The 24,507-nt window shown below is 62.8% G+C and carries 20 protein-coding genes; 10 read left to right on the top strand and 10 right to left on the bottom strand.

Annotated elements, in window-relative coordinates:
- Positions 1-106: 106 nt before the first annotated feature.
- From rplL to K3178_RS14340, 6 genes are all read right to left on the bottom strand, one after another.
- Positions 107-481 (bottom strand): 50S ribosomal protein L7/L12, encoded by a 375-nt coding sequence (gene rplL / locus K3178_RS14040; RefSeq protein WP_221572041.1) that lies wholly within the window; start codon positions 479-481, stop codon positions 107-109.
- Between the two features lie 81 nt (positions 482-562).
- Positions 563-1,078 carry a 50S ribosomal protein L10 gene (gene rplJ / locus K3178_RS14035; protein ID WP_221572040.1) on the bottom strand — a complete coding sequence of 172 codons (516 nt, stop codon included), beginning with the start codon at positions 1,076-1,078 and terminating at the stop codon, positions 563-565.
- Between the two features lie 390 nt (positions 1,079-1,468).
- The gene (locus K3178_RS14030; protein ID WP_221572039.1) at positions 1,469-1,696 is read right to left on the bottom strand and encodes a hypothetical protein; all 228 of its coding nucleotides are present in this window, start codon (positions 1,694-1,696) and stop codon (positions 1,469-1,471) included.
- A gap of 125 nt (positions 1,697-1,821) precedes the next feature.
- The gene (locus K3178_RS14025) at positions 1,822-2,052 is read right to left on the bottom strand and encodes a helix-turn-helix domain-containing protein (protein WP_221572038.1); all 231 of its coding nucleotides are present in this window, start codon (positions 2,050-2,052) and stop codon (positions 1,822-1,824) included.
- A complete protein-coding gene (locus K3178_RS14020) occupies positions 2,052-2,588 on the bottom strand; it encodes a DUF2975 domain-containing protein (RefSeq protein WP_221572037.1) in 537 nt (178 codons plus the stop codon). Before K3178_RS14020 ends, K3178_RS14025 begins: the two co-directional genes overlap by 1 nt.
- An 18-nt stretch (positions 2,589-2,606) precedes the next feature.
- Positions 2,607-2,735 (bottom strand): hypothetical protein, encoded by a 129-nt coding sequence (locus K3178_RS14340; RefSeq protein WP_282098881.1) that lies wholly within the window; start codon positions 2,733-2,735, stop codon positions 2,607-2,609.
- 404 nt (positions 2,736-3,139) lie between these two features.
- On the opposite strand from K3178_RS14340, the gene rpoB reads away from it, so the two are divergent.
- The 6 genes from rpoB (at position 3,140) to K3178_RS13990 (ending at position 17,851) form a co-directional block, all read left to right on the top strand.
- Positions 3,140-7,321 (top strand): DNA-directed RNA polymerase subunit beta, encoded by a 4,182-nt coding sequence (gene rpoB / locus K3178_RS14015; protein ID WP_221572036.1) that lies wholly within the window; start codon positions 3,140-3,142, stop codon positions 7,319-7,321.
- Positions 7,322-7,381: 60 nt separating this feature from the next.
- Positions 7,382-11,707 carry a DNA-directed RNA polymerase subunit beta' gene (gene rpoC, locus K3178_RS14010; RefSeq protein WP_221572035.1) on the top strand — a complete coding sequence of 1,442 codons (4,326 nt, stop codon included), beginning with the start codon at positions 7,382-7,384 and terminating at the stop codon, positions 11,705-11,707.
- 187 nt (positions 11,708-11,894) lie between these two features.
- A complete protein-coding gene (locus K3178_RS14005; RefSeq protein WP_221572034.1) occupies positions 11,895-14,282 on the top strand; it encodes a putative bifunctional diguanylate cyclase/phosphodiesterase in 2,388 nt (795 codons plus the stop codon).
- On the top strand, positions 14,279-14,719 hold the full coding sequence (locus K3178_RS14000; protein WP_221572033.1) for a hypothetical protein: 441 nt from the start codon (positions 14,279-14,281) through the stop codon (positions 14,717-14,719). Before K3178_RS14005 ends, K3178_RS14000 begins: the two co-directional genes overlap by 4 nt.
- 28 nt (positions 14,720-14,747) lie before the next feature.
- Positions 14,748-16,097 (top strand): glutamate--tRNA ligase, encoded by a 1,350-nt coding sequence (gene gltX, locus K3178_RS13995; RefSeq protein ID WP_221572032.1) that lies wholly within the window; start codon positions 14,748-14,750, stop codon positions 16,095-16,097.
- Positions 16,098-16,141: 44 nt separating this feature from the next.
- On the top strand, positions 16,142-17,851 hold the full coding sequence (locus K3178_RS13990) for a SulP family inorganic anion transporter (protein WP_221572031.1): 1,710 nt from the start codon (positions 16,142-16,144) through the stop codon (positions 17,849-17,851).
- 3 nt (positions 17,852-17,854) lie between these two features.
- On the opposite strand, the gene pyk is transcribed toward K3178_RS13990, so the two are convergent.
- The gene (pyk, locus tag K3178_RS13985) at positions 17,855-19,309 is read right to left on the bottom strand and encodes a pyruvate kinase (protein WP_221572030.1); all 1,455 of its coding nucleotides are present in this window, start codon (positions 19,307-19,309) and stop codon (positions 17,855-17,857) included.
- A 49-nt stretch (positions 19,310-19,358) separates the two neighbouring features.
- Between pyk and K3178_RS13980 the strand changes: the two genes are divergently transcribed.
- The 3 genes from K3178_RS13980 to K3178_RS13970 all read left to right on the top strand — a co-directional run bounded on the left by K3178_RS13980 (position 19,359) and on the right by K3178_RS13970 (position 20,394).
- On the top strand, positions 19,359-19,670 hold the full coding sequence (locus tag K3178_RS13980; RefSeq protein WP_221572052.1) for a DUF1244 domain-containing protein: 312 nt from the start codon (positions 19,359-19,361) through the stop codon (positions 19,668-19,670).
- A gap of 81 nt (positions 19,671-19,751) precedes the next feature.
- Positions 19,752-19,988 carry a DUF2312 domain-containing protein gene (locus K3178_RS13975; RefSeq protein ID WP_221572029.1) on the top strand — a complete coding sequence of 79 codons (237 nt, stop codon included), beginning with the start codon at positions 19,752-19,754 and terminating at the stop codon, positions 19,986-19,988.
- A 58-nt stretch (positions 19,989-20,046) separates the two neighbouring features.
- On the top strand, positions 20,047-20,394 hold the full coding sequence (locus K3178_RS13970; protein ID WP_221572028.1) for a heavy metal-binding domain-containing protein: 348 nt from the start codon (positions 20,047-20,049) through the stop codon (positions 20,392-20,394).
- Here the strand turns inward: K3178_RS13970 and trpS are convergent.
- From trpS to secB, 3 genes are read right to left on the bottom strand one after another with little or no spacing between them, the layout of a single operon-like run.
- Complete coding sequence (gene trpS / locus K3178_RS13965; RefSeq protein WP_221572027.1) at positions 20,391-21,407, bottom strand: tryptophan--tRNA ligase; 1,017 nt, start codon at positions 21,405-21,407, stop codon at positions 20,391-20,393. The genes K3178_RS13970 and trpS overlap by 4 nt on opposite strands.
- A 6-nt stretch (positions 21,408-21,413) precedes the next feature.
- Positions 21,414-23,018: a murein biosynthesis integral membrane protein MurJ gene (gene murJ, locus K3178_RS13960; RefSeq protein WP_221572026.1), complete on the bottom strand. Its 1,605-nt coding sequence runs from the start codon at positions 23,016-23,018 to the stop codon at positions 21,414-21,416.
- Between the two features lie 23 nt (positions 23,019-23,041).
- Positions 23,042-23,578 carry a protein-export chaperone SecB gene (gene secB / locus K3178_RS13955; RefSeq protein ID WP_221572025.1) on the bottom strand — a complete coding sequence of 179 codons (537 nt, stop codon included), beginning with the start codon at positions 23,576-23,578 and terminating at the stop codon, positions 23,042-23,044.
- A 257-nt stretch (positions 23,579-23,835) separates the two neighbouring features.
- Here secB and K3178_RS13950 point away from each other — a divergent pair, with 257 nt between their 5' ends.
- On the top strand, positions 23,836-24,495 hold the full coding sequence (locus K3178_RS13950; RefSeq protein ID WP_221572024.1) for a Tim44/TimA family putative adaptor protein: 660 nt from the start codon (positions 23,836-23,838) through the stop codon (positions 24,493-24,495).
- Positions 24,496-24,507: the final 12 nt, after the last annotated feature.

The raw sequence follows: 24,507 nt of genomic DNA, 5'->3' as shown, positions 1-24,507 counted from the left end.
CGGGGGCATCGTGCCTGCTCCGCCCTGCAAAACGAAAAGGGCGGCACCTTGCGGCACCGCCCTTCGCGTGATCTCGCGAAACGAGATCGAAGCGTAAGCGAAAAGCTTACTTGAGCTCGACGGTACCGCCGGCTGCTTCGATCTTGCCCTTGATTTCTTCGGCTTCAGCCTTGTTGACGCCTTCCTTGAGCGCCTTCGGTGCGCCTTCGACAAGAGCCTTGGCTTCGGTGAGGCCCAGGCCGGTGATGGCGCGGACTTCCTTGATGACCTGGATCTTCTTGCCACCGTCGCCGGTGAGGACGACGTCGAATTCGTCCTTTTCTTCAGCTGCGGGGGCATCGCCACCGCCGGCCGGGCCAGCAACAGCAACAGCAGCAGCGGCGCTCACGCCCCACTCTTCTTCAAGTGCCTTGGCAAGCTCAGCGGCTTCCATGACGGTCAGCTTCGACAGTTCTTCAACAAGCTTGGCGATATCAGCCATGATGTTTCACTCCAAATAATAGGCCGGGGTGCCTGATCGGCTCTGCCCCGATGAATATGTGTTCTGCGCGAGAACCAGCTCTTACGCGGCTTCCTTGGCGGCATATGCGCCGAAGACACGTGCGAGCTTGGCCGCGGGTGCGTTGACGACCTGGGCAACCTTGGTTGCCGGGGCGTTGACGAGGCCCACGATCTTGCCGCGAAGTTCGTCGAGGCTCGGCATCGAGGCGAGTGCCTTGACCCCTGCTTCGTCGAGCTTCTGCGCGCCCATCGAACCACCGACGATTTCGATCTTGTCGGTGGTCTTGGCGAACTCCACCACAGCCTTGGCTGCAGCAACCGGATCCTCGGAATAACCAAGGGCGGTCGGACCGGACAGGTACTCGTCGAGACCTGCGTAGTCGGTGTCCTTCAGGGCGAGCTTGGCGAGACGGTTCTTCGCAACCTTGTAGGACGCACCGGCTTCACGCATCTTCGTGCGCAGTTCGGTCGACTGGGCGACCGAAAGGCCCAGGTTGCGGGTCACGACGACCACGCCAGCCTGGTTGAAGACTTCGCTGAGCTGGGCGACCGAATCGGCTTTCTGCGAACGATCCATGCCATACTCCTTCACTATGACCGAACGGGATGGCTCCCGAACGATCGGCTACGTTTGTCCATGCCGAAAAGACGACACGGGCGAGTCCGTTGATGGGGGAAGGAGTGCGCCAAATGGCGCGAAACGGCGGGTTTCAAGACCCACCGGGAATTCTCTTTTCCCCGTCTAGGCTGGAAATTAAGACCGGGCAGATCCCGGTCACCAACTGTCTCGGACGGATGATCGGCTTGCCAGTAGGCTTGCCGGTCGGGCGCGCATCTAGCGGTTCGGGCGCAGGAGTCAAGTTTTCACTGGTGCAGGAACCTGCCGAATGCAAAAGGACCCGGCTCTTTCGAACCGGGTCCCAATGTGCCTATGGCGCCCCGCACGGTGGCGGGATCGACAAAGCGATTATTCGCCAGCCGGAGCTTCTTCAGCAACCGGAGCTTCTTCGGTGCCGGCTTCGACGGTGGCGTCGACAGCAGCTTCGTCGGTGGTGACGGTTTCTTCGACGACCGGAGCTTCAACCGGAGCTTCTACAGCGGTTTCTTCGACCGGAGCTTCTTCGGTCGCGGTTTCGCCGCAAGCTGCGAGCGAGAGAGCAACGGGGAGAGCGGCAACGAGTGCGATCTTCTTCATGTTTATCGTGTTCCTAAGCGCCATGATTGGCGTAGCCATAAAATAGCCACATTCAAGCGAGTCGCAAATATGGAAAATGCATCGAGCCCCTAGCCCGATGCATATTTTTCCGAGTTTTCGCCCGTTCAGATGCCAGGTTGCTCGTAAGCGAGCAGGTCGCCAGGCTGGCAATCCAGTTCGCGGCAGATGGCCTCGAGCGTGGAGAAGCGGATGGCCTTGGCCTTGCCGGTCTTGAGGATCGAGAGGTTGGCAAGCGTCAGGCCGACGCGTTCGGCCAGCTCGGTCAGCGTCATGCGCTTGGCGTGGAGCAGGTCGTCGAGTTTGACCACGATATAGGTTCCTTCTTCTGCCGGCATCACACGGTCCCTTCCAGGTCGGCGCGCATGGCGGCACCATGGCGGAATACGCGGGCAAGGATGAACAGGGTAATGGCGAGGACGATGCCGCCCAGGTCGAGCTCGGCGTCCATGGTCGGGTCGACTTCCTCGAAGGCAAGCTGAACGCGCACGATCAGAGGTACGAGAGCCAGGGCGAGACCCTGCACGGCCACCATCAGCCAGGCCATGTGGGTCAGGCGCTCGGCATTGGCGGGCACGAAGGGATCGCCTTCACCAACGGTGTCGATAATTGCGAGCAGTTTGCGCAGGAAAAGGAAGGTGAGGATGACGGTGGCGAGGAAGACGACCAGCAGGCCTGCCACTTCCCAGTGAGGGAAGACGGCCGCCAGATTGCCCGTTTCTTCGCGCATCTCGCGCTGGATCAGGTCACGCCCGAACAAGACGAAGGGAATGGCGAAGACAAGCGCGGCCGTGGCGATACCGAGCAGGATTTGCAGGATGCGGATGGCAACCCGTGCGACAGTCAGCAGGGGGTCGTTTTTCGTATTTGTCACGAAGTGTCTCCGAAAGGGTCAGGCGATGGCCGGCAGGGTGGCGACGGAGGCCGACGCGTGTGGCACGACGGTAACCGCCTGGACCGAGACGAGAGTGATGATGATGGCCGCAAATGCGGCAGCGAAATTGGGGCTGAAACGAAGCATTTATCGATCTCCTTGATCTTCAATATCGATAATCAATAAGGCGAGTCGCACTTATTGTCAATCGATAATATCGAGAAACGATATGTGACATATCGAAACTCGAAATGCCCGGATTTCCGCCGTTTGTGCGCCAATCTGGCGTTTGACTTTCCTCTGTACGCTTCCTACATGCCCTCCCGACCGCACGCTTCGAGCGAATCCGATTCATGCGCGGGGATCGGGTACAGGATGGAAGCGGCGTTTCCATATCGCGACGCTTTTCATGAGCTGCAGCTGCCGCCGCTATTGGCGCGCATTCGCTGCGGCCTTTTTGCGTCCCGATCATGGTTCTCACGCGCATGAGACACGAATTGCACCCCTGTCCGCGCGGGGGTGACGCACACGAGAAGAGGTAACTACCCCTTATGGCTACCAAGGCGAAGGCGCCCCGCAGCACTGCTTCGGGTACCGCAAAACGGCGTATCCGCAAGATTTTCGGCGACATCCATGAAGTCGTCGACATGCCCAATTTGATCGAAGTCCAGCGCGAGAGCTACGAACAGTTCCTGCGTTCCGACAAGGCCACCGGCCATGTCTCGGGCCTCGAAAAGACGCTGCGCTCGGTCTTCCCGCTCCGCGACTTCGCCGGCACCGCCGAACTCGACTTCGTCCATTACGAACTCGAACCGCCCAAGCACGACATCGTCGAATGCAAGCAGCGCGGCATCACCTATGCCGCGCCGATGAAGGTCACGCTGCGCCTGATCGTCTTCGAAGTCGACCAGGAAACCGAGACCCGCTCCGTGCTCGATATCAAGGAGCAGGACGTGTACATGGGCGACATGCCGCTGATGACGGACAACGGCACCTTCATCATCAACGGTACCGAGCGCGTTATCGTCAGCCAGATGCACCGTTCGCCGGGTGTCCTGTTCGACCACGATCGCGGCAAGACCCACAGCTCGGGCAAGCTCCTCTTCGCTGCCCGCATCATTCCTTATCGCGGCAGCTGGCTCGACTTCGAATTCGACGCCAAGGATGTCGTCAACGTGCGTATCGACCGCAAGCGCAAGCTGCCGGTCACCGCGCTGCTCTACGCGCTCGGCCTCGACAGCGAAGGCATCCTCGACCACTTCTACGACAAGGTCACCTGGAAGCGCGCCAAGGACGGCTGGGAGCTTCCCTTCGTCGCCGAGAACTGGCGCGGCCAGAAGCCGGCCTTCCCGCTGGTGGACGCCAAGACCGGTGAGGAAGTGTTCGCGGCCGGTACCAAGATCAGCCCGCGCGCTGCAAACAAGGCGGCCAAGGACGGTCTCGAAACCCTGCTGCTGCCGACCGAGGAAGTCTTCGGCCGTTATGCCAGCGAAGATCTGATCGACGAGAGCACCGGTCGCATCTACATCGAAGCCGGTGACGAGGTCTCCGCCGAGAACCTCGAAGTGCTCGACGCCGCCGGCGTCGACAGCCTCGACCTGCTCGACATCGACCACGTCAACACGGGTCCGTGGATCCGCAACACGATGAAGGTCGACAAGGCAGAGAACCGCGACGAGGGCCTCGAAGCGATCTACAAGGTCATGCGTCCCGGCGAACCGCCGACCAAGGAAACCGCAGAAGCCCTGTTCGAAGGCCTGTTCTTCGATGGCGAGCGCTATGACCTGTCGGCAGTCGGCCGCGTGAAGCTCAACATGCGCCTCGACCTGGATGCCGAAGACACCGTCACCACGCTGCGCAAGGAAGACATCCTTGCCGTGGTCAAGGAACTGGTCGACCTCAAGGACGGCAAGGGCGAAGTCGACGACATCGACAACCTCGGCAACCGCCGTGTCCGCTCGGTCGGCGAACTGCTCGAAAACCAGTACCGCGTCGGCCTGCTGCGCATGGAACGCGCGGTCAAGGAGCGCATGAGCTCGGTCGACGTGTCGACCGTGATGCCGAACGACCTCATCAACGCCAAGCCCGCCGTGGCTGCCGTGCGCGAGTTCTTCGGTTCTTCGCAGCTCTCGCAGTTCATGGACCAGACCAACCCGCTCTCGGAAGTCACCCACAAGCGCCGCGTTTCGGCGCTTGGCCCGGGCGGCCTCACCCGCGAGCGTGCAGGCTTCGAAGTGCGCGACGTTCACCCGACGCACTATGGCCGCATCTGCCCGATCGAAACGCCGGAAGGCCCGAACATCGGTCTGATCAACTCGCTCTCCACCTTCGCCCGCGTCAACAAGTACGGCTTCATCGAGACGCCGTATCGCAAGGTGAAGGACAACAAGGTTACCGACGAGGTCATCTACCTCTCGGCGATGGAAGAGCAGAAGCACACCGTCGCACAGGCTTCGGCCGACCTCGACGACAAGGGCGGCTTCGTTGAAGAGCTGGTCTCGGCGCGCCAGAACGGCGACAACCTGATGGCGCCGCGCGAGAGCATCACGCTGATGGACGTCTCGCCCAAGCAGCTCGTCTCGGTTGCAGCATCGCTCATTCCTTTCCTGGAAAACGATGACGCCAACCGCGCACTGATGGGCTCGAACATGCAGCGCCAGGCCGTGCCGCTCGTGAAGGCGGAAGCGCCCTGGGTCGGCACCGGCATGGAAGAAACCGTTGCCCGCGATTCGGGTGCGGCGATCACCGCCAAGCGCGGCGGTATCGTCGACCAGGTCGATGCGACGCGTATCGTCATCCGTGCGATCGGCGATGTCGAACCCGGCCAGTCGGGCGTCGACATCTACACTCTGCAGAAGTTCCAGCGTTCGAACCAGGACACCTGCATCAACCAGCGTCCGCTGGTGAAGGTGGGTGAAACGATCGAGGCCGGCGATATCATCGCCGACGGTCCCTCGACCGATCTGGGCGAACTGGCGCTGGGCCGTAACACGCTCGTCGCCTTCATGCCCTGGAACGGCTACAACTACGAGGATAGTATCCTCATCTCCGAGCGTATCGTGAAGGACGACGTCTTCACCTCGATCCATATCGAGGAATTCGAAGTCATGGCGCGCGACACCAAGCTCGGCCCCGAAGACATCACCCGCGACATCCCGAACGTCGGCGAGGAAGCTCTGCGCAACCTCGACGAAGCGGGCATCGTCTACATCGGCGCCGAAGTGCACCCGGGCGATATCCTTGCCGGCAAGATCACGCCGAAGGGCGAAAGCCCGATGACGCCGGAAGAAAAGCTCCTGCGCGCCATCTTCGGTGAAAAGGCCAGCGACGTGCGCGACACATCGCTCCGCCTGCCGCCGGGCGTTGCCGGAACGGTCGTGGAAGTCCGCGTCTTCAACCGTCACGGTATCGAGATCGACGACCGTACGCGTGCGATCCAGAACGAGGAAATCGAACGCCTCCGCAAGGACGCTGCCGACGAACGCGCCATCCTCAACCGTGCGACCTACAACCGCCTCAAGGACATGCTCGAAGGCCAGACCGCCTCGGCTGCTCCGAAGGGCGTGAAGAAGGGCACTGTGATCGACGAGAGCGTGCTCGAAGGTGTCGACAAGCACGAATGGTTCAAGTTCGCAGTTGCGGACGACAACCGTCAGGCCCAGATCGAAGCGGTCAAGTCGCAGTATGACGAGAGCGTGAAGGTCATCGACGACAAGTTCGAGGACCGGAAGGAAAAGCTCGAGCGTGGCGACGAACTCGCTCCGGGCGTGCTCAAGATGGTCAAGGTCTTCGTCGCGGTGAAGCGCAAGCTGCAGCCGGGCGACAAGATGGCCGGCCGTCACGGTAACAAGGGTGTCATTTCGCGCATCCTGCCGGTCGAGGACATGCCGTTCCTCGCCGACGGTACGCCGGTGGACATCGTCCTCAACCCGCTGGGCGTGCCTTCGCGCATGAACGTCGGTCAGATCTTCGAAACGCATCTCGGTATGGCAGCCCGCAATTTGGGCATGCAGATCGGCGAGCAGCTCGAAGAGTGGAAGAAGGCCAACCCGAACGCTGCGGAAGACTATTCCAAGGCGAAGCCGCCCGAAGCCGTGATCGAGCGCTTGAACGACGTTTATGGCGACCGTTATGCCGAAGACCTCAAGGCCCGTTCGACCGAGGAAATCGTCGAACTCGCCGGCAACCTGTCGCGCGGTGTCCCGATGGGTACGCCGGTGTTCGACGGCGCGCGCGAAGGCGACGTGACCGTGGAGCTGGGGCGTGCAGGCCTCGATGCAGACGGCCAGTCGGTCCTCTTCGACGGCCGTACCGGTGAAGCCTTCGACCGCAAGGTGACCGTGGGCATCATCTACATGCTCAAGCTGCACCACCTGGTCGACGACAAGATCCACGCCCGTTCGATCGGCCCGTACTCGCTCGTCACCCAGCAGCCGCTGGGCGGTAAGGCGCAGTTCGGCGGCCAGCGCTTCGGTGAGATGGAGGTCTGGGCACTCCAGGCCTACGGTGCAGCCTACACGCTGCAGGAAATCCTCACCGTGAAGTCGGACGACGTGATCGGCCGTACCAAGGTCTACGAAGCCATCGTCAAGGGCGACGACACCTTCGAGGCCGGCATTCCGGAGAGCTTCAACGTGCTCGTCAAGGAAATGCGCAGCCTGGGTCTCAACGTCGAACTCAAGTCGCTCAGCGACGACGAAGACGACGACGGCCTCGCGATCGCGGCGGAATAAGGGGGCTAACCACCCCCTCCGCTTTCCGCCCATTAGAATTACCCCTTAGGGAATTAAGTCATGAACGAACTGACCAAATTCACCAACCAGCTCGCGAAGCCCGAAACCTTCGACGAGATCCAGATCGGCATCGCCAGCCCCGAGCGCATCCGCTCGTGGTCCTTCGGCGAAATCAAGAAGCCGGAAACGATCAACTACCGTACGTTCAAGCCAGAACGTGACGGCCTGTTCTGTGCGCGCATCTTCGGCCCCGTGAAGGACTACGAGTGCCTTTGCGGCAAGTACAAGCGCATGAAGTACAAGGGCGTCGTCTGCGAAAAGTGCGGCGTCGAAGTCACCGTGACCAAGGTCCGCCGGGAGCGCATGGGCCACATCGAGCTTGCAGCTCCGGTCGCGCACATCTGGTTCCTGAAGTCGCTGCCGAGCCGCATCGGCCTGTTGCTCGACATGCAGCTCAAGCAGCTCGAGCGCGTGCTCTACTTCGAAAGCTACATCGTCACCGAGCCGGGCCTAACCGCTCTGGAAAAGCACCAGCTGCTGACCGAAGATGAAATGCTCGAAGCGCAGGACGAATACGGTGAAGACGCATTCACCGCCGACATCGGTGCGTCCGCAGTCAAGACCATGCTGATGGATCTCGACCTTGAGCAGGAAAAGGAAGACCTGCTGGAAGAGCTGGCGACCACCAAGTCGAAGCTCAAGCCTGCCAAGATCATCAAGCGTTTGAAGGTCGTCGAAAGCTTCATCGAATCGGGCAACCGTCCCGAATGGATGATCCTCGAAGTCGTGCCGGTCATTCCGCCCGAACTGCGCCCGCTCGTCCCGCTGGACGGTGGCCGTTTCGCGACCTCGGATTTGAACGACCTCTACCGTCGTGTGATCAACCGTAACAACCGCCTCAAGCGCCTCATGGAGCTTCGCGCGCCGGACATCATCGTCCGCAACGAAAAGCGCATGCTGCAGGAAGCCGTCGACGCACTGTTCGACAACGGCCGCCGCGGCCGCGTGATCACCGGTGCGAACAAGCGTCCGCTCAAGTCGCTCTCCGACATGCTCAAGGGCAAGCAGGGCCGCTTCCGTCAGAACCTTCTGGGTAAGCGCGTCGACTATTCGGGCCGTTCGGTCATCGTGACCGGTCCGGAACTCAAGCTGCACCAGTGCGGCCTGCCGAAGAAAATGGCGCTCGAACTGTTCAAGCCCTTCATCTACGCCCGTCTCGACGCCAAGGGTCTCTCGATGACCCTCAAGCAGGCGAAGAAGTGGGTCGAGAAGGAGCGCAAGGAAGTCTGGGACATCCTCGACGAAGTCATTCGCGAGCACCCGGTCCTCCTCAACCGCGCACCGACGCTCCACCGTCTCGGCATCCAGGCATTCGAGCCCGTGCTGATCGAGGGCAAGGCCATCCAGCTTCACCCGCTGGTCTGCGCCGCCTTCAACGCCGACTTCGACGGTGACCAGATGGCCGTTCACGTTCCGCTGAGCCTTGAGGCGCAGCTGGAAGCGCGCGTGTTGATGATGTCGACCAACAACATCCTCTCGCCCGCCAACGGCAAGCCGATCATCGTGCCCTCGCAGGACATGGTGCTGGGGCTGTATTACCTGTCGATGGAACGTCAGGAAAAGACGCCCGAGTATATCGAAGGCGACGATGGCGAGAAGCACGAGCAGCTGCCGATGTTCGCCGACATGGCCGAAGTCCATCAGGCTCTGGAAGTGAAGTCGGTTACGCTTCACTCGAAGATCATGGCCCGCGTCCCGCAGGCCGACGAGAACGGCAAGGTCGAAATGAAGCGTTTCGTCACCACGCCGGGCCGCATGCTGATCGGCGAATGCCTGCCGAAGAACCACAAGGTTCCCTTCGACATCGTCAACCGCCTGCTGACGAAGAAGGACATCGCCGACGTGATCGACGAGGTCTATCGTCACACCGGCCAGAAGGACACGGTGCTGTTCGCCGACGCCATCATGGTGCTGGGCTTCCGCCACGCGTTCAAGGCCGGCATCTCCTTCGGCAAGGACGACATGATCATCCCCGACAGCAAGGCGGGTATGGTCGAGGAAACCAAGGCGCTGGTTGCCGATTACGAGCAGCAGTACCAGGACGGCCTGATCACCCAGCAGGAAAAGTACAACAAGGTCATCGACGCGTGGAGCCAGTGCGGCGACCGCGTGGCCGACGCCATGATGGAAGAGATCCGTTCGCAGCCGATCGACAAGGACGGCAAGGAAGCGCAGATCAACTCGATCTACATGATGTCGCACTCCGGTGCGCGTGGTAGCCCGGCGCAGATGAAGCAGCTGGCCGGTATGCGCGGCCTCATGGCCAAGCCATCGGGCGAGATCATCGAGAACCCGATCATCTCGAACTTCAAGGAAGGCCTGAACGTCCTCGAATACTTCAACTCGACCCACGGTGCTCGTAAGGGCCTCGCGGACACCGCGTTGAAGACGGCGAACTCGGGTTACCTGACCCGTCGTCTCGTCGACGTGTCGCAGGACTGCGTCATCGTCGAAGAGGACTGCAAGACCGACAACGCGCTCGAAATGCGCGCCATCGTGCAGGGCGGTAGCGTTATCGCCTCGCTCGGCGAGCGCATCCTCGGCCGTACGGTTGCCGAAGACATCGTCAACGCTTCGACCGACGAAGTGATCGCCAAGGCCGGCACGCTCGTGGACGAGCCGATGGTCAAGGTCATCGAGGAAGCCGAAGTGCAGGTCGCCAAGATCCGCTCGCCGCTGGTCTGCGAAGCCAAGCAGGGCGTTTGCGCCACCTGCTACGGCCGTGACCTGGCTCGCGGTACGCCGGTCAACATTGGTGAAGCTGTCGGCGTCATCGCCGCGCAGTCGATCGGTGAGCCCGGCACGCAGCTGACCATGCGTACCTTCCACATCGGCGGTGCCGCACAGCTCAACGAGACTTCGCATCTCGAAGCCGTGTCGGACGGTAAGGTCGTCTACCGCGACATGCCGACCATCACCGACAAGAAGGGTCGTATCCTGTCGCTCGCCCGCAACGGCGAACTGGCAGTGATCGACGCCGAAGGCCGCGAACGCGAAATCCACAAGGTGCCTTACGGTACCGTGCTGATGCACAAGGATGGCGGCAAGGTGAAGGAAGGCGATCGCCTGGCAGAGTGGGACCCGTTCTCGCTGCCGATCATCACCGAGCAGTCGGGTGTGGTCCGCTTCCAGGACCTCGTCGACACGCAGACGATGGAAGAGCGCGTCGACGATGCCACCGGTATCGCCCAGCGCGTCGTCACCGAAATGCGCGCCACCGGCCGCAAGAAGGACGACCTTCGCCCGCGTCTCACACTGTTCAACGATGCCGGCGACGACAGCGAAGCTGCGCGTTACATGCTGGCGCCGGGCACGGTGCTCTCGGTCGAGGACGGCCAGGAAGTGCAGGCAGGTGACATCCTCGCCCGTGCTTCGCGCGAAGCTGCCAAGACCCGCGACATCACCGGTGGTCTGCCGCGTGTTGCCGAACTGTTCGAGGCCCGCGTGCCGAAGGACAATGCGATCATCGCCAAGATTTCGGGCAAGATCGAATTCGTCCGCGAATACAAGGCGAAGCGCAAGATCGCGATCGTTCCGGAGGAGGGTGATCCGGTAGAGTACCTGATCCCCAAGACCAAGATCATCGACGTCCAGGAAGGCGACTTCGTCAAGAAGGGCGACACGCTGATCTCGGGCTCGCCGAACCCGCACGACATCCTCGATGTCCTCGGGATCGAGGCGCTGGCCGAATATCTCGTGAACGAGATCCAGGAAGTCTACCGACTGCAGGGCGTGAAGATCAACGACAAGCACATCGAGGTGATCGTTCGCCAGATGCTGCAGAAGGTCGAGATCACCGACGGTGGCGACACCGTGCTGCTGCCGGGCGAACAGATCGACCTGGAAGAACTGAACGAGACCAATGCGAAGCTGACCAAGAGCAAGACGCCCGCCACCGGCGTGCCGATCCTGCTCGGCATCACCAAGGCCTCGCTGCAGACGCGTTCGTTCATCTCGGCCGCATCGTTCCAGGAGACCACCCGCGTCCTCACCCAGGCTTCGGTCGAGGGCAAGAAGGACACGCTGGTCGGCCTCAAGGAAAATGTCATCGTGGGCCGTCTCATCCCTGCCGGTACCGGCGCGGGCATGAACCGCATGCGCGTGACCGCCTCCAGCCGCGACGCCGCTCTGCGTGCACAGTGGAAGAAGGCCCAGGAAGCGATCATCGCTGCCAATACCGCCGAGGAAGAGCACGAAGCCGAACTGGCCCAGGGCCCCGAAGCGGCGATCGGCGACGATCCGCTGGCCACGATGGAAGGCGAAACCCACGGCACCGATGCCGATGCGGGCGACTACCTCAACGAGGAGGCGAAGGACGGCGAATAAGCCGCACTTTCATCCGACAGATCAGGCCCCGCCGGAGCGATCCGGCGGGGCTTTTTCGTAATTGCTTGGGCGACCGAAAGATTTTTGCAACGCGGATGTGCTTGACCGTGTGCGTGCAACGTTGCACGCTCGCCCCGCAAGCCGCAGAAATGCGTGGATGCGGGGCAAACGCTAACAGGGGAATGGCGTGTCGCGACCTGAGCCCGTGACCGAGTACCAGGCGAAAAGCGACCACGAAGCGGTGGAGGATCCGCTGCAGCAGCTGCTGCTCTATCGTCGCCTGAAAAGCTTCAGCTCGGGCGCCACCACCTCGCTTCTGCCGGCGCTTGCCTCGATTTTCGCCCTGCTCTGGACCTTCTGGAACAATGCACCGGCGATTATCATGACGATCTGGGCCACGGCGCAGATAACGCAGCTGGGGGTCTTCGTCTGGCTCGACCGACGTCTCGACCTTGAAACCGCCAGCTTCGAGGAAATGCGCGACCAATGGCAGCGCGTCCTCGTGCTCCAGTCGATCGGCAGCACGATCTGGGTGGTCGTCTTCCCTTATCTCGCTTCTTATGCTGCAGGGCTGGAAATTGCCGTGCTGGGCATCATCGGCACGGCCGTGCTTTGCGGAACGCTCCTGGTGCACCGCACCGCTCCGCAGGCGGCGATTTTCCATACGCTCACGATGTCCCCCTCTCTCATCCTGTCCGCCTTCCTGATCGGATCTTGGGGCGCCTGGCCGACCGTCCTCCTGATCTGCAGCTTCGCAATCGCGCTGTTCGTGGCGGCGCGTGCGCAGGAGAGATACTTCGTCGCGGCGGGCGAAGCCGAGATCGAACGGCGCGAGAGCACCGGGACCGTCCGCATGCTCCTCAACGACTACGAGGAGCAATCCTCCGACTGCCTTTGGACGGTCGGACCGCGCGGCAATCTGCGCGATGTCAGCCAGCGCTTTGCTGCGGCAGTCGATAGCGATCCCGAAGTTCTCGAGGGGAGTTCCTTCCTCGACCTGTTCATCGCCGGCGAAGACCGCGATGCGCTTGCCACGCGCCTCGTCGAACGCAGCCCGTTCCGCGATCTTATCGTTCGCCTGAGGGTTTCGGGTGAACTGCAATACTGGCGCCTTGCTGCCCGGCCGCGCGAGGATGGCCGGATGAGCGGTGTCGCCCGCGATGTGACAGCCGATCGCCTTGTCGAAGAGCGCGTCGCCTTCATGGCCCATTACGACAATCTGACGGGCCTCGCGAACCGTTACCTCTTCAACGAACGGCTAAGGTCGCTGACGGGAGAGCACTGCTCGACCGGTTCGAATATCGCGCTGTTCTATCTCGATCTCGACGATTTCAAGGCGGTCAACGACACGCGCGGACACCTCGTGGGCGACCGGCTGCTGCGCGAAGTCGGCACGCGGCTCGAACAGGAGATCCGCAGCGAGGACCTGGTCGCGCGCCTCGGCGGAGACGAATTCGCAGTGCTGATCGAAACGCGTGCGGGTGACGGCCTGCTGATCGAGCGCGCGCACCGCTTCCTCTCGGTCGTCCGCGCGCCCTACGAGATCGAGGGCCACACCTATCGCATCTCGACCAGTGTCGGCGTGGCACGCTGCACCGATGGCGATTGCGATGCCGAAGAACTGATGCGCCGCGCCGACCTTGCCCTTTACGCGGCGAAGGAAAAGGGCCGCGACAATCTCGCCCTGTTCGAACCCGCTCTCGACAAGGCGGCGCGCGAGCGTCGCGAGATCGAGAGGGACCTGCGCGAGGCACTGGGACGCGGCCAGATGCGCATGCATTACCAGTCGATCATCGACCTCGATAGCGGACAGACGACGGGCTACGAGGCGCTGTTGCGGTGGTATCATCCGCAGCGCGGAATGATTGCGCCGACCGATTTCCTTCAGGTCGCGGAAGACACCGGCATGATCCTCCAGCTGGGTGAATGGGTCATACGCCAGTCGCTGGCAGATGCGGTTTCGCTTCCCGGCAATTTCCGGATCGCGATCAACCTGTCGCCGACACAGGTCAGCAATCCGAACCTGGTCGCAACCGTCGCGCAGGCGATCCATGCGACCAATATCGATCCCGAAAGGGTGGAGCTCGAGATTACCGAGCATGTGCTGATGGACCAGGGCGAGACCGGTCACGTGACGCTGCTCCGCCTGCGCGAACTGGGCGTGCGCGTGGCGCTCGACGATTTCGGAACGGGCTATTCCTCGCTCGGCTATTTGCGTCGCTTCCCCTTCGACCGGATCAAGATCGACCGCACCTTCGTCACCGACATCGCCAGCGACATCGGCAGCCAGGCAATCGTGTCGACGATTACGCGCCTTGCCGATGCGCTCGGCATGGACACGACCGCGGAAGGCATCGAGAACCGTGCGCAGCTCGACCTGCTGCGCAAGCTGGGCGTGCAGGAAGCGCAAGGGTTCCTCATTTCGAGGCCGGTCCCGCCCGATGAAATCGGCCAAGCGGGCGATGCCGCGGCCTCCGACGCGGTTCCGGATCCCGATCTGGGCGAGGAATTCCTCGAATATCGCAAGAAGCGCGAAGCCAGCCTGTCGCGCCGGCGTGGCGGAGACGTGGCATGAGGTTTGCAGCATGCATGGCAGCGGTGGCGCTGTGGGGCTGCAACCAGGCCCCACCTGCAGGGCAGCAAGAACCGGCACCGGTCACCGATGCTTCCCCGGTGGTCGAAGAAATCGACCTGGTCGGCCATTGGCGGGTCGCCGGGATCGACGGGAAAGAGGTCGACGAGCCGCGCGCTCTCGCCTTGAGGATCGACGAGGAGCACATCTGGTGGGAACCCAGTTGCGCTGGCGAATTCCGGCTCTACCGGATTTCCGGAACCGGCTTCTCGGCCAGCGCGGAGCCCGGGCCGGGAGGTCCGATCTGTACCATCCCGCGGGCACCCGAACTGCCCCGGCTGTGGTCTGCCTTCGAGGCTTCCGACACGATCGAGCGGACACCCGAGAACGGCGTGAAAATCTCTGGCGGCGGACGCAGCGTAACCCTGTTCTCGCAATAGCGCGATGCATGCGCTATCGGCGCGCACCATGACCACGATCACCCGTTTCGCGCCTTCTCCCACAGGGCGTCTCCATGTCGGCAATATCCGCACCGCGCTGCACAACTGGCTGCTGGCGAGGAAGGCGGACGGCAAGTTCATGCTGCGGATCGACGACACCGATGCGGAGCGTAGCCGCGAGGAATATGTCGAGGCGATCCGCGCCGATCTCGCGTGGCTCGGTCTCGCGCCAGATGGCGAGGAGCGCCAGTCGCAGCGGCTCGAGAAGTACGAAGCGGCTTTCGAGGCACTGAAGGCTGCGGGCCGCGTCTATCCGGCCTACGAGACTGCGCAGGAACTCGAACTCAAGCGCAAGATCCAGCTCGGGCGCGGCTTGCCCCCGATCTACGACCGCGCCTCTCTTCGCCTGAGCGAGGGAGATCGTGCGGCGAAAGAGGCCGAGGGCACTGCCCCGCACTGGCGCTTCAAGCTCGATCACGAAGAGCCGATCCGCTGGGAAGACGGCGTGCGCGGACAGCAGAAATTCGATCCTGCGCAGCTGTCCGATCCGGTGATCCGCCGCGCCGACGGTAGCTGGCTCTATATGCTACCTAGTGCGGTAGACGATCTCGATATGGGCGTGACCGACGTACTGCGCGGCGAGGACCATGTGTCCAACACAGCCGTTCAAATTCAGATGTTTACCGCACTAATTGCTGCAGCATATCGGGCGCAGCAAATTCCTCGTTTCGCGCACGAGGCCTTGCTCGTCGGCAAGGAGGGAAAGCTGTCCAAGCGGCTCGGTTCGCTCGGCTGCGATGCTTTCCGCGAACGCGATATCGAACCCGAAGCGCTGGTCGCGCTGCTGGCCCGCCTCGGCACCTCGCAGCCGGTGGAACCGATCGCCCATCGGGCGAAACTGGTCGAGACATTCGACTTGTCGACCTTCGGCCGCGCTCCGGCGAAATTCGATGACACCGAGCTCGACCGGATCAACGCAGCGATCGTCCACCAGATGGAATTCGATCACGCCAGGGCGCGATTGCCCGATGGTATGGACGAGGCCGGATGGCATGCGGTCCGGCCGAACCTGACGCATGTTTCCGAAGCTGCGGAATGGTGGAAGCTCGTGATCGGACCGATCGCGCAGCCGGAGTTCGGCGAAGAGGACAAGCGTTTCCTCGCCGCTGCGGCAGCCGCTCTGAGCTGTGGCGAAACCCCGTGGCAGGACCTCACTGCCTCGCTTAAGGAAAGCACGGGCCGCAAGGGCAAGGAACTGTTCCTCCCGCTCCGCCAGGCGCTCACCGGGATGGACCACGGGCCGGACATGAAGGAATTGCTCCCGCTTATCGGAGAGGCCGAAGCACGCGCCCGGCTGGAACGCGCAGCCGCCTCCTAGCGTTCATAGGCGAGGGCAACGAGCACAGGGGGTAATTCCGCAAGATGGCAGGCGAGGCACTGGTCCCCACCAAGCACTGGCTTGCCGTTTCCTCCGCGCCGACCGCATTCAAGGATGCGGTTGCCGGCATCGTCCTCTCGATCCTCCTCGTGCCTCAAGCGATGGCATATGCCCAGCTGGCGGGTCTGCCGCCGCAAATGGGCCTGTTCGCCGCGCTTGCCCCGCCGCTGCTCTATCTCTTTTTCGGTACTAGCCCCTTCGTCTCGCTCGGGCCGGTTGCACTCGTGTCTCTGGTCATTGGCGAGGCTGTCGGCGGAAGCGATCTCGCGCCCGAAATCGGGGCCGAGATCATTGCGATCGAAGCTGGGGTGCTGCTGTTGCTACTCGGCGGACTGGGGCTGGGGAGGCTGGTGAATTTCATCAGCGAGCCGGTACTGCTCGGCTTCACCGCGGCCGCGGCGGTCCTGATTGCAGCGAGCCAGCTGCCGACGCTTCTCGGTATCGAAGTGGCGCGGGCAGGGGATCTTCCCGCAGCCTTGCGGGCCTTGTGGGCAGGCGCTGGAGAGCTTCGCCCTGCTACCACGATCATCGGTATAGCGGCGCTTGTCGTCCTGGTTTTTACCGGGCGTTATGCCGCCCCCTTCCTCTGGAAAATCGGGGTGAAACCGCCCTTCCGGCTGGCGCTTGCCAAGTCTTTCCCGCTGGTCGTCATTATCGCTGCCGGCATTGCCGCGACGATGGTGAAGGCGCCCGTGCCGATGGTCGAATCGATCGACGGCGGATTGCCCAAACCTGCATTTCCCTTCGTGCCGTTATCCTATTGGATCGGTTTCCTGCCCGGAGCGCTGGCCGTGGCGATCATCATTTTCGTGACCGCGACGGCGGTTGCGAAGACGCTGGCGGGCGAAGACCGCAGCCATCTCGACAGCAGCCGCGAAGCAGTCGCGCTGGGTGCGGGCAATGTCGCTGCCGCGCTCACCGGGGGCTATGCCGTGGGGGCCAGTCTCAGCCGCTCCGCGCTGGTCCGCGACAGCGGGGGCAAGACGCCGCTCGCCACCGTGTTCGCTTCGGGGGCGGTCATCGCAGTGCTGTTCTTCCTCGCACCCCTGCTCGGCCTGTTGCCCAAGACCGCGCTGGCCGCACTCGTGATGAGCGCCGTGTTCGGTCTCATAAAGCTGCGCGATATCAGGATGGTCTGGAGGCACGACCGGATCGAGGGGCTGATCATTGCCGCCGCCTTCCTCGCCACGCTCGTGTTCGGCGTGCAGCTCGGTCTTGCGATCGGGGCAGGTCTGGGGCTTGCCCACTTCCTGTGGTTCTCCTCGATCCCGCGCGTCACGCGGGTGGGAACCGACGATGGCGGCACGACCTACCGCTCGGTCCGGCGCGACAATGTCGAGGTCAATACGCTGCCCGTGCTCGTGGTGCGGATCGACCGCTCGATCTATTTCGGCAACAGCGAGTATTGCGAGGACCGGATCGTCAAGCTGGTCGCCGAGCACGAGGGCGTCGAGAAACTCGTGATCGACATGCGCGCGGTGAATGCGGTCGATGCCAGCGGCGCGGCGATGCTGCTGCGGCTCGTCCAGAGGATGCGTGACCAGGGTATCATCGTCCACTTTGCAGGGACGCACCAGCCGGTGGCGAAAAGCATCAAGCCCTATGGCGGCGAGCGCAGCGACTTCCACCGCAGCGTGTCAGACGCGCTGGAAGCCTGCGGCATCCACGACGACGGACCGATCGCCTACACCTGAGGTTCAACCCTCGTGCTTGTCCAACTCGTCGCCGGTTACGGTCACGACGTGCAGCAAGTTGGTGGAACCCGGAGTACCGAAGGGAACGCCTGCAAGCGCGACCAGCTTCGATCCTGCACGCCCGAAACCGTGGCGTAGCGCCATGCGCTTGCCCTTGGCGATCATCTCTTCGAAGCTGCCGATGTCCTTGGTCGCCACTGCGTGTGCGCCCCACAAAAGGGCGAGGCGGCGGGCGGTGACCATGCTGGGGGTGAGCACGAGCAGGGGGACGCTGGGCCGTTCGCGCGCGACGCGTCGCGCGGTCGAACCTGAGCCGGTGAAAACGGTGATTGCCTTGATGGCCACCGTGTCGGCCACGCTCATGCAGGCATGGGCCAGCGCGTCGGCCGTCGTGCGGTCGGGCGGGGTGTCGAGGAAGCGCACGCGCTCGAGATAGCTTTCGTCGCCTTCCACCTGCCGCGCGATGCGGTGCATGATGGTGACCGCTTCTTCGGGCCAGTCGCCCGCTGCGGTTTCGGCGGAAAGCATCACCGCATCGGCCCCGTCATAGACTGCATTGGCGACGTCGGAGACTTCGGCACGGGTCGGGGCAGGGCTCTCTATCATGCTTTCGAGCATCTGCGTCGCCACGATCACCGGCTTGCCCGCGGTGCGCGCCTTGTTGACGATCCGCTTCTGGAGCGGCGGGACTTCCTGCGGTTCGAGCTCGACGCCGAGGTCGCCGCGCGCAACCATGATGCCGTCCGACATTTCGATGATCTCGTCGAGACGGCGCACCGCCATCGGTTTTTCGATCTTGGCGCACAGCGCACCCTTGCCGCCCATCAGGCGGCGCGCTTCGGCAAGGTCCTCGGGACGCTGGACGAAGCTGAGGCCGATCCAGTCGACGCCCTGCGACATGGCGAAGGCCAAATCCTTGCGGTCCTTGTCGGTCATCGCCGGAATGGGAATTTCGGCATCGGGGACATTCACGCCCTTGCGGTCCGAGATCACGCCGCCGACTTCGGCCGAACAGAGGATTTCGTCCTCGTCGGCGCGGATCACCTTCAAACGGATCTTGCCGTCGTTGATCAGCAGCCGCTGGCCCTTTTCGAGCAGGCCGAAAAGCTCGGGATGCGGGAGCTGGACACGGGTTTCGTCACCCGGTTCGGGATTGCGGTCGAGCGTGAAATGGCCCGAGTGGCGGATCACCGCCTGTCCATCCTTGAACTTGCCCACGCGCAGCTTCGGCCCTTGCAGGTCGGCGAGGATCGCGATGGGGCGGTGGAAGTCCCTTTCCATCGCGCGGATGGCGCGGATGGTTTTCTCGTGATCCTCGTGCTCACCGTGGCTCATATTGACGCGGAAGGCGTCGACGCCGGCCTTGAACAGGCGGGCAAGCATTTCGGGAGAGCGGCTGGCGGGGCCGACTGTGGCGAGGATCTTGACCTTGCGGCCGCGCGGATCGAGCTTTTGCATGGAAACCGCCTATGGCAGAGCCGTGTGGCAACTCAAGGACTACTATACGATGGATACGAATACAGATGCGCTCGACAACCTCCCCGATGCCGTAGCGGCAGCGGCGTTCCGGCGGCTGGTGCGCCACCTCCAGCACCGCCATGATACGCAGAATATCGACCTGATGGGGCTTTCCGGTTTTTGCCGCAATTGCCTTGCCGACTGGATCATCGATGCCGGTTTCGAAGGCGACAAGCTGGCTGCGCGCGAGCTCATCCACGGCATGCCGCAGGACGAGTGGAAGGCCACCCGCCAGACGCCGGCGACCGAAGAGCAACTGGCGCGGATGGAAGCGAGTGTGGCGAAAAATCGCGTGGACTAGCGAGTCGCCGCCTTCACCTCGTCCGGAGGGGTGGCTATCGAGCCACCAACCGATTCTCATTTCATTGGAGCATTTTTGAAAATGGCCGAAGCCACCGACGACCGCCTGCGCCTGCTGATCGAGCGCATCGAACGCCTCGAAGAAGAAAAGAAGGGCATCGCCGACGACATCCGCGACGTTTATGCCGAAGCCAAGGCCGTTGGTTACGACACCAAGATCATGCGCCAGATCATCAAGCTTCGTAAGATGAAGCCGGACGAGCGCAGCGAGCAGGAAACTATCCTCGACACCTACAAGGCCGCACTCGGAATGAGTTGATCCGGCGCGCCCGCGTCCTATCTAGGCAACACACCTGTAATCATTGGAGGAACTGCACATGCCCGGACCCTGGAAGGACGCACGCGGCGTCATCGTCACGACCACGCCGACCATCGAAGGCCAGCCGATCCAGGAATATCTGGGCATCGTCACCGGCGAAGTCATCGTCGGCGCGAACCTCTTCCGTGACCTGTTTGCCAACATCCGCGACATCGTCGGCGGCCGCTCGGGCAGCTACGAGCGCATCCTGCGCGACGCGCGGGAGCAGGCGATCGAGGAATTGCAGGCCGAAGCCGCCTCGCACGGTGGCAATGCGGTGGTCGGCATCGACCTCGATTACGAGGTGATCGGCGACACGGGCTCGATGCTGATGGTCTCGGCCAGCGGGACCGCGGTCAAGGTCTAACCCCGAACGAGGCCCAGCGCTTCGTAGGTTTTCGTAAGCGTCGGTACCGCAATCTCGCGCGCTTGGGCAGCGCCGCGCGCGAGGATGGCGTCCAATGCCTCGCGGTCTTCGAGAAGGCTGGTGAAGCGTTCGGAAATCGGACGTAGCGTTTCGACCAGCAGCTCGCCCAGCGCAGGCTTGAATTTGCCGAAGCCCTCGCCGCCGAAGTCCCTCAGCACATTCGCCACGCTGCCATCGGTCAGCGCGGCGTAGATCGTGACGAGGTTCAGCGCCTCGGGACGCCCGGCCAATCCACCTTCTTCGCTCGGCAGCGGCTCGGGGTCGGTCTTGGCCTTCTTGACCTTTTTCATCACCGTATCGGCATCGTCGGCGAGGTTGACCCGGCTCATCTCGCTGGGGTCGGATTTGCTCATTTTCGCCATGCCGTCACGCAGGCTCATGATCCGCGCGGCCTGCGGCGGCACGATCGGATCGGGCAAGGTGAAGACCGGCGCATCTTCCGATGCGAAGTCGTTATTGAATTTCTGCGCGATGTCGCGCGCCAGCTCGAGATGCTGCTTCTGGTCCTCGCCCACCGGCACATGCGTCGCCTGGTAGAGCAGCACGTCGGCGGCCTGCAGTACCGGATAGGTGAACAGCGCGACCGACTGGCCCTCGCGGTTCTTGCCCGCCTTGTCCTTCCACTGCGTCATGCGGTTGAGCCAGCCCATACGGGCCGTGCCGCCGAGCAGCCATTGCAGCTCGGCATGCTGCGGGACCTGCGCCTGGTTGAACAGCACCGAGCGCGACGGGTCGATCCCGCAAGCGACCAGCGCGGCGGCCATTTCGAGCGTGCCCTTGTGCAGCTCGGCCGGATCGTGCGGCATGGAGATTGCGTGGAGGTCGGCCAAGAAGAAGAGGCATTGCTCGCCATCGCCCAAATCGTCCTGCATCCGCACCCAATTGCGGATCGCCCCGAGGTAATTACCGAGGTGGAGATTGCCGGTGGGCTGGATGCCGGAAACTACGCGCATGAGGACTTAAGGCTCTTTTCTCTTGGTCAGGGCAGCGATGCGCTGCCGGTCGATGGCGCCGACTGCAAAGGCAACGCCGAAATACACTACCGCCGAGCACAGCACGAGCAGGATCAATGCCCCAAGGCGCTCGAACAGTCCGGCGGAATACCAGCCGGTTAGCAAATCGCGCGCGAACCACAAGGCGGCGCCCATCGCGGCGGCAGCAACAAGCTGGCGGGCAACGCGGGCAAGCAGCGCGAGCGGCACGGTGTAATAGCCGCGCTTCACGAGGACGGCGTAGAGATAGCCGACATTGATCCAGGCGCCGATCACGCTGGCGGCCGCAATGCCGGGCACGCCGTAGCCCAGCGGCTCGATGGTAAGGCCCGGAAGCGACAGGCCGATATTCCAGAGGCAGCTGACTACGAAGACGAAAAGCGAGATGAAGGCGGCATAGACCGGTGTGCGCGTGTCGGCGCGTGCATAGAAATTCGGCACCAGCACCTTCACGAGGACATAGGCGGGAAGGCCGAGAACCAGCACGCCCAGCACTGCCCCGGCAGCGTTCGCATCCTCGGCGGTAAAGCGGCCACCCTGGAAAAGCATGGTGATGAAGGGCGTTGCGCAAATGGCGAGCGCTACTGCCGCCGGGATCGTCAGCAGCATGGAAAGCTCGATCGCATCGGACTGGATGCGGTCTGCGCCTTCCTTGTTCTTGCCCCCGACGAACTTGGACAGCGTCGGCAGGATCGCGGTCGAGAGCGCGATCCCGATGATGCCCAGCGGCAGCTGGTTGAGCCGGTCGGCATAATTCATGTGGCTGACCGAGCCGGTCGCCAGCTGGTTGAGGAAGTAGAGCTGGACCAGCGTGTTGATCTGGTAGGCGCCGCCGCCGATCGCCGCGGGCAGGGCGATGATCGACAGGCGCTTCACCTCCGGCGTGATGCGCGGCCACAGGATCCGCGGACGGAAGCCTTCAACGCGGGTCCAGATGTACAGCCAGACCAGCTGCAGCAAACCTGCTACCGGAACCGCCCAGGCGATGACGAAACCGACGCGCTCGACGCTCCAGCCGAGCGTGGATGCGGCATATTCGCCGCCTAGCAGCGCCACGATCAAGACCAGGTTGAGGATAATCGGGAAGCTCGCGCCCGGCGCAAAGCGGCTCACCGAATTAAGCATTCCCGTGAACAGCGTGACGAGGCTGACCAGCAGGATGTAGGGGAACATGATCCGCGCAAAGGCGACGGCGATGTCGAAGCCCGCCGGATCGACCGGCTTTTCCGATAGCAGCCAGATAATTGCGGGCATGGCGATCATCATCACTGCGCAAAGCAGGATGAGGACCGGCAGGAATACGCTCAGCACGTCGTCGGAAAAGCTGCGGGCATCGTCCAGCCCGCCTTCGCCGTGGAGGCGCTTGGAAAACATCGGCACGAATGCGGCCGAAAATGCACCTTCCGCGAACAGGCGGCGGAAGACGTTGGGGATGATGAAGGCCTGGAACCACGCATCGGTCACCGCATTGGCGCCGAGCACGCGGCTGAAGATCATCTCGCGCGCCATGCCGGCGACGCGGCTCACCATGGTAAGCGAGCCGATCGTCCCGACGTTCTTGAGCAGGCTCATGGCCTAGCTTCTAGCTGTGTAGTTCAGGCGTTGCCAGTGGGCGCGTCAGGAGCGCCTTCGCCCTGCTGCTGCGCCGCGCGGGCCTGGAGCTGCTGCTGATAGAGCGAACCGAAATCCATCGGGTCGAGCAGCAGCGGCGGGAAGCCCGCATCGCGAACGGCGTCCGAAATGATCGCGCGTGCAAAGGGGAACAGCAGGCGCGGAGCCTCGGCGAACAGGAAGGCGTGCGCATGTTCTTCGGGCAGGTTGCGAATGCCGACGAGGCCGCAATAGGCGAGCTCGATCAGGTAGACATTGCCCTTGTCGCTATCGGCACGGGCGGTCATCTTCAGTTCGACTTCGTGAACCTCGTCGCTCACCTGGTTGGCGGCAATGTTGACCTGCACGTCGACACGCGGCTGTTCGGTCCACTGGTAGCTGGCCGGAGCGTTGGGATTCTCGACCGAGAAATCCTTGATGTACTGGTTGAGCATCCCGACCGTGGGAAGGTTGTCCGCGCCGTTCGCGCCGGCTGCGGGATCCATGTTGAGGTCGGTCAGTACGTCGTTTTCATCGGCCATCGGTCAATCGCTTCTTCAAGATAGTTCGAATCGGAGGTCCGGCAGGGCGTCGAGCCCGCTTCCGGAAGGTTCGGCGCGCGCCTAGCACCCCCGTGGGCGCGGGGCAATGCGGCTTGGCCCTCGCCGCGCGGGCAGGGCGGACCATCACCACTGGTTCATTGTCGGTTTGTAATTGATACCTATCTAGTGCAGGTAAGTATGGAACTGCCCGGCCATCTGGCACGTAGGCAGAGTGAACACTGATTGGACAAGCATTCGTGATCTACGAGATCGTCATCCTCGCCGCCATCGCCGCCTTCCTGGGGCTCCGCCTCTATTCCGTGCTGGGCGAACGGTCGGAGCATGAGGAAGGCCCGGCCGCGCACCGTTACGATGCGCCCGACGGCCAGATTCCGACCGCCAACGATCGCCCGGTCGCACCCGTGCGCCAGCCGGTGCGCCTGCGCAGCGTCGACAATGCCTCTTCCGCGAATGAAAGCGCGATCCGCGCGATCGCCAGCGCCGACCCGCGCTTCGACCTGCTCGCCTTCCTCGAAGGCAGCAAGGCGGCCTATGGCATGATCCTCGAAGCTTTCTGGGAAGGCGACAAGGACACGCTGCGCGATTTGACCGACGATGATGTCTATGCCGGTTTCTCCGGTGCGATCGACGCGCGCGAGGCTGCCGGTGAAACGCTCGAAAACCGGTTGATCCGGATCGAGGATGCAACCGTACATGCCGCCGAGATGGATGGCCGCACGGCGCGTATTTCGGTGCTGTTCGTATCCGACATCGCCTCGCTCACGCGCGACAAGGACGGCAATATCGTCGCCGGTTCGCTCGATGATGCGGTGGAGAGCCGCGATATCTGGACCTTCAGCCGCAATGTCGGCTCGAGCGACCCGAACTGGGTGCTCGACGAGACCGACCAGGGCTGACCCTCACCTGAT

The organism is Qipengyuania sphaerica, from assembly GCF_019711595.1.
Classification (GTDB): Bacteria; Pseudomonadota; Alphaproteobacteria; order Sphingomonadales; family Sphingomonadaceae; genus Qipengyuania; species Qipengyuania sphaerica.
Note: the sequence above shows the minus strand (reverse complement) of the source record. Positions and strands in the feature narration are given on the sequence as shown.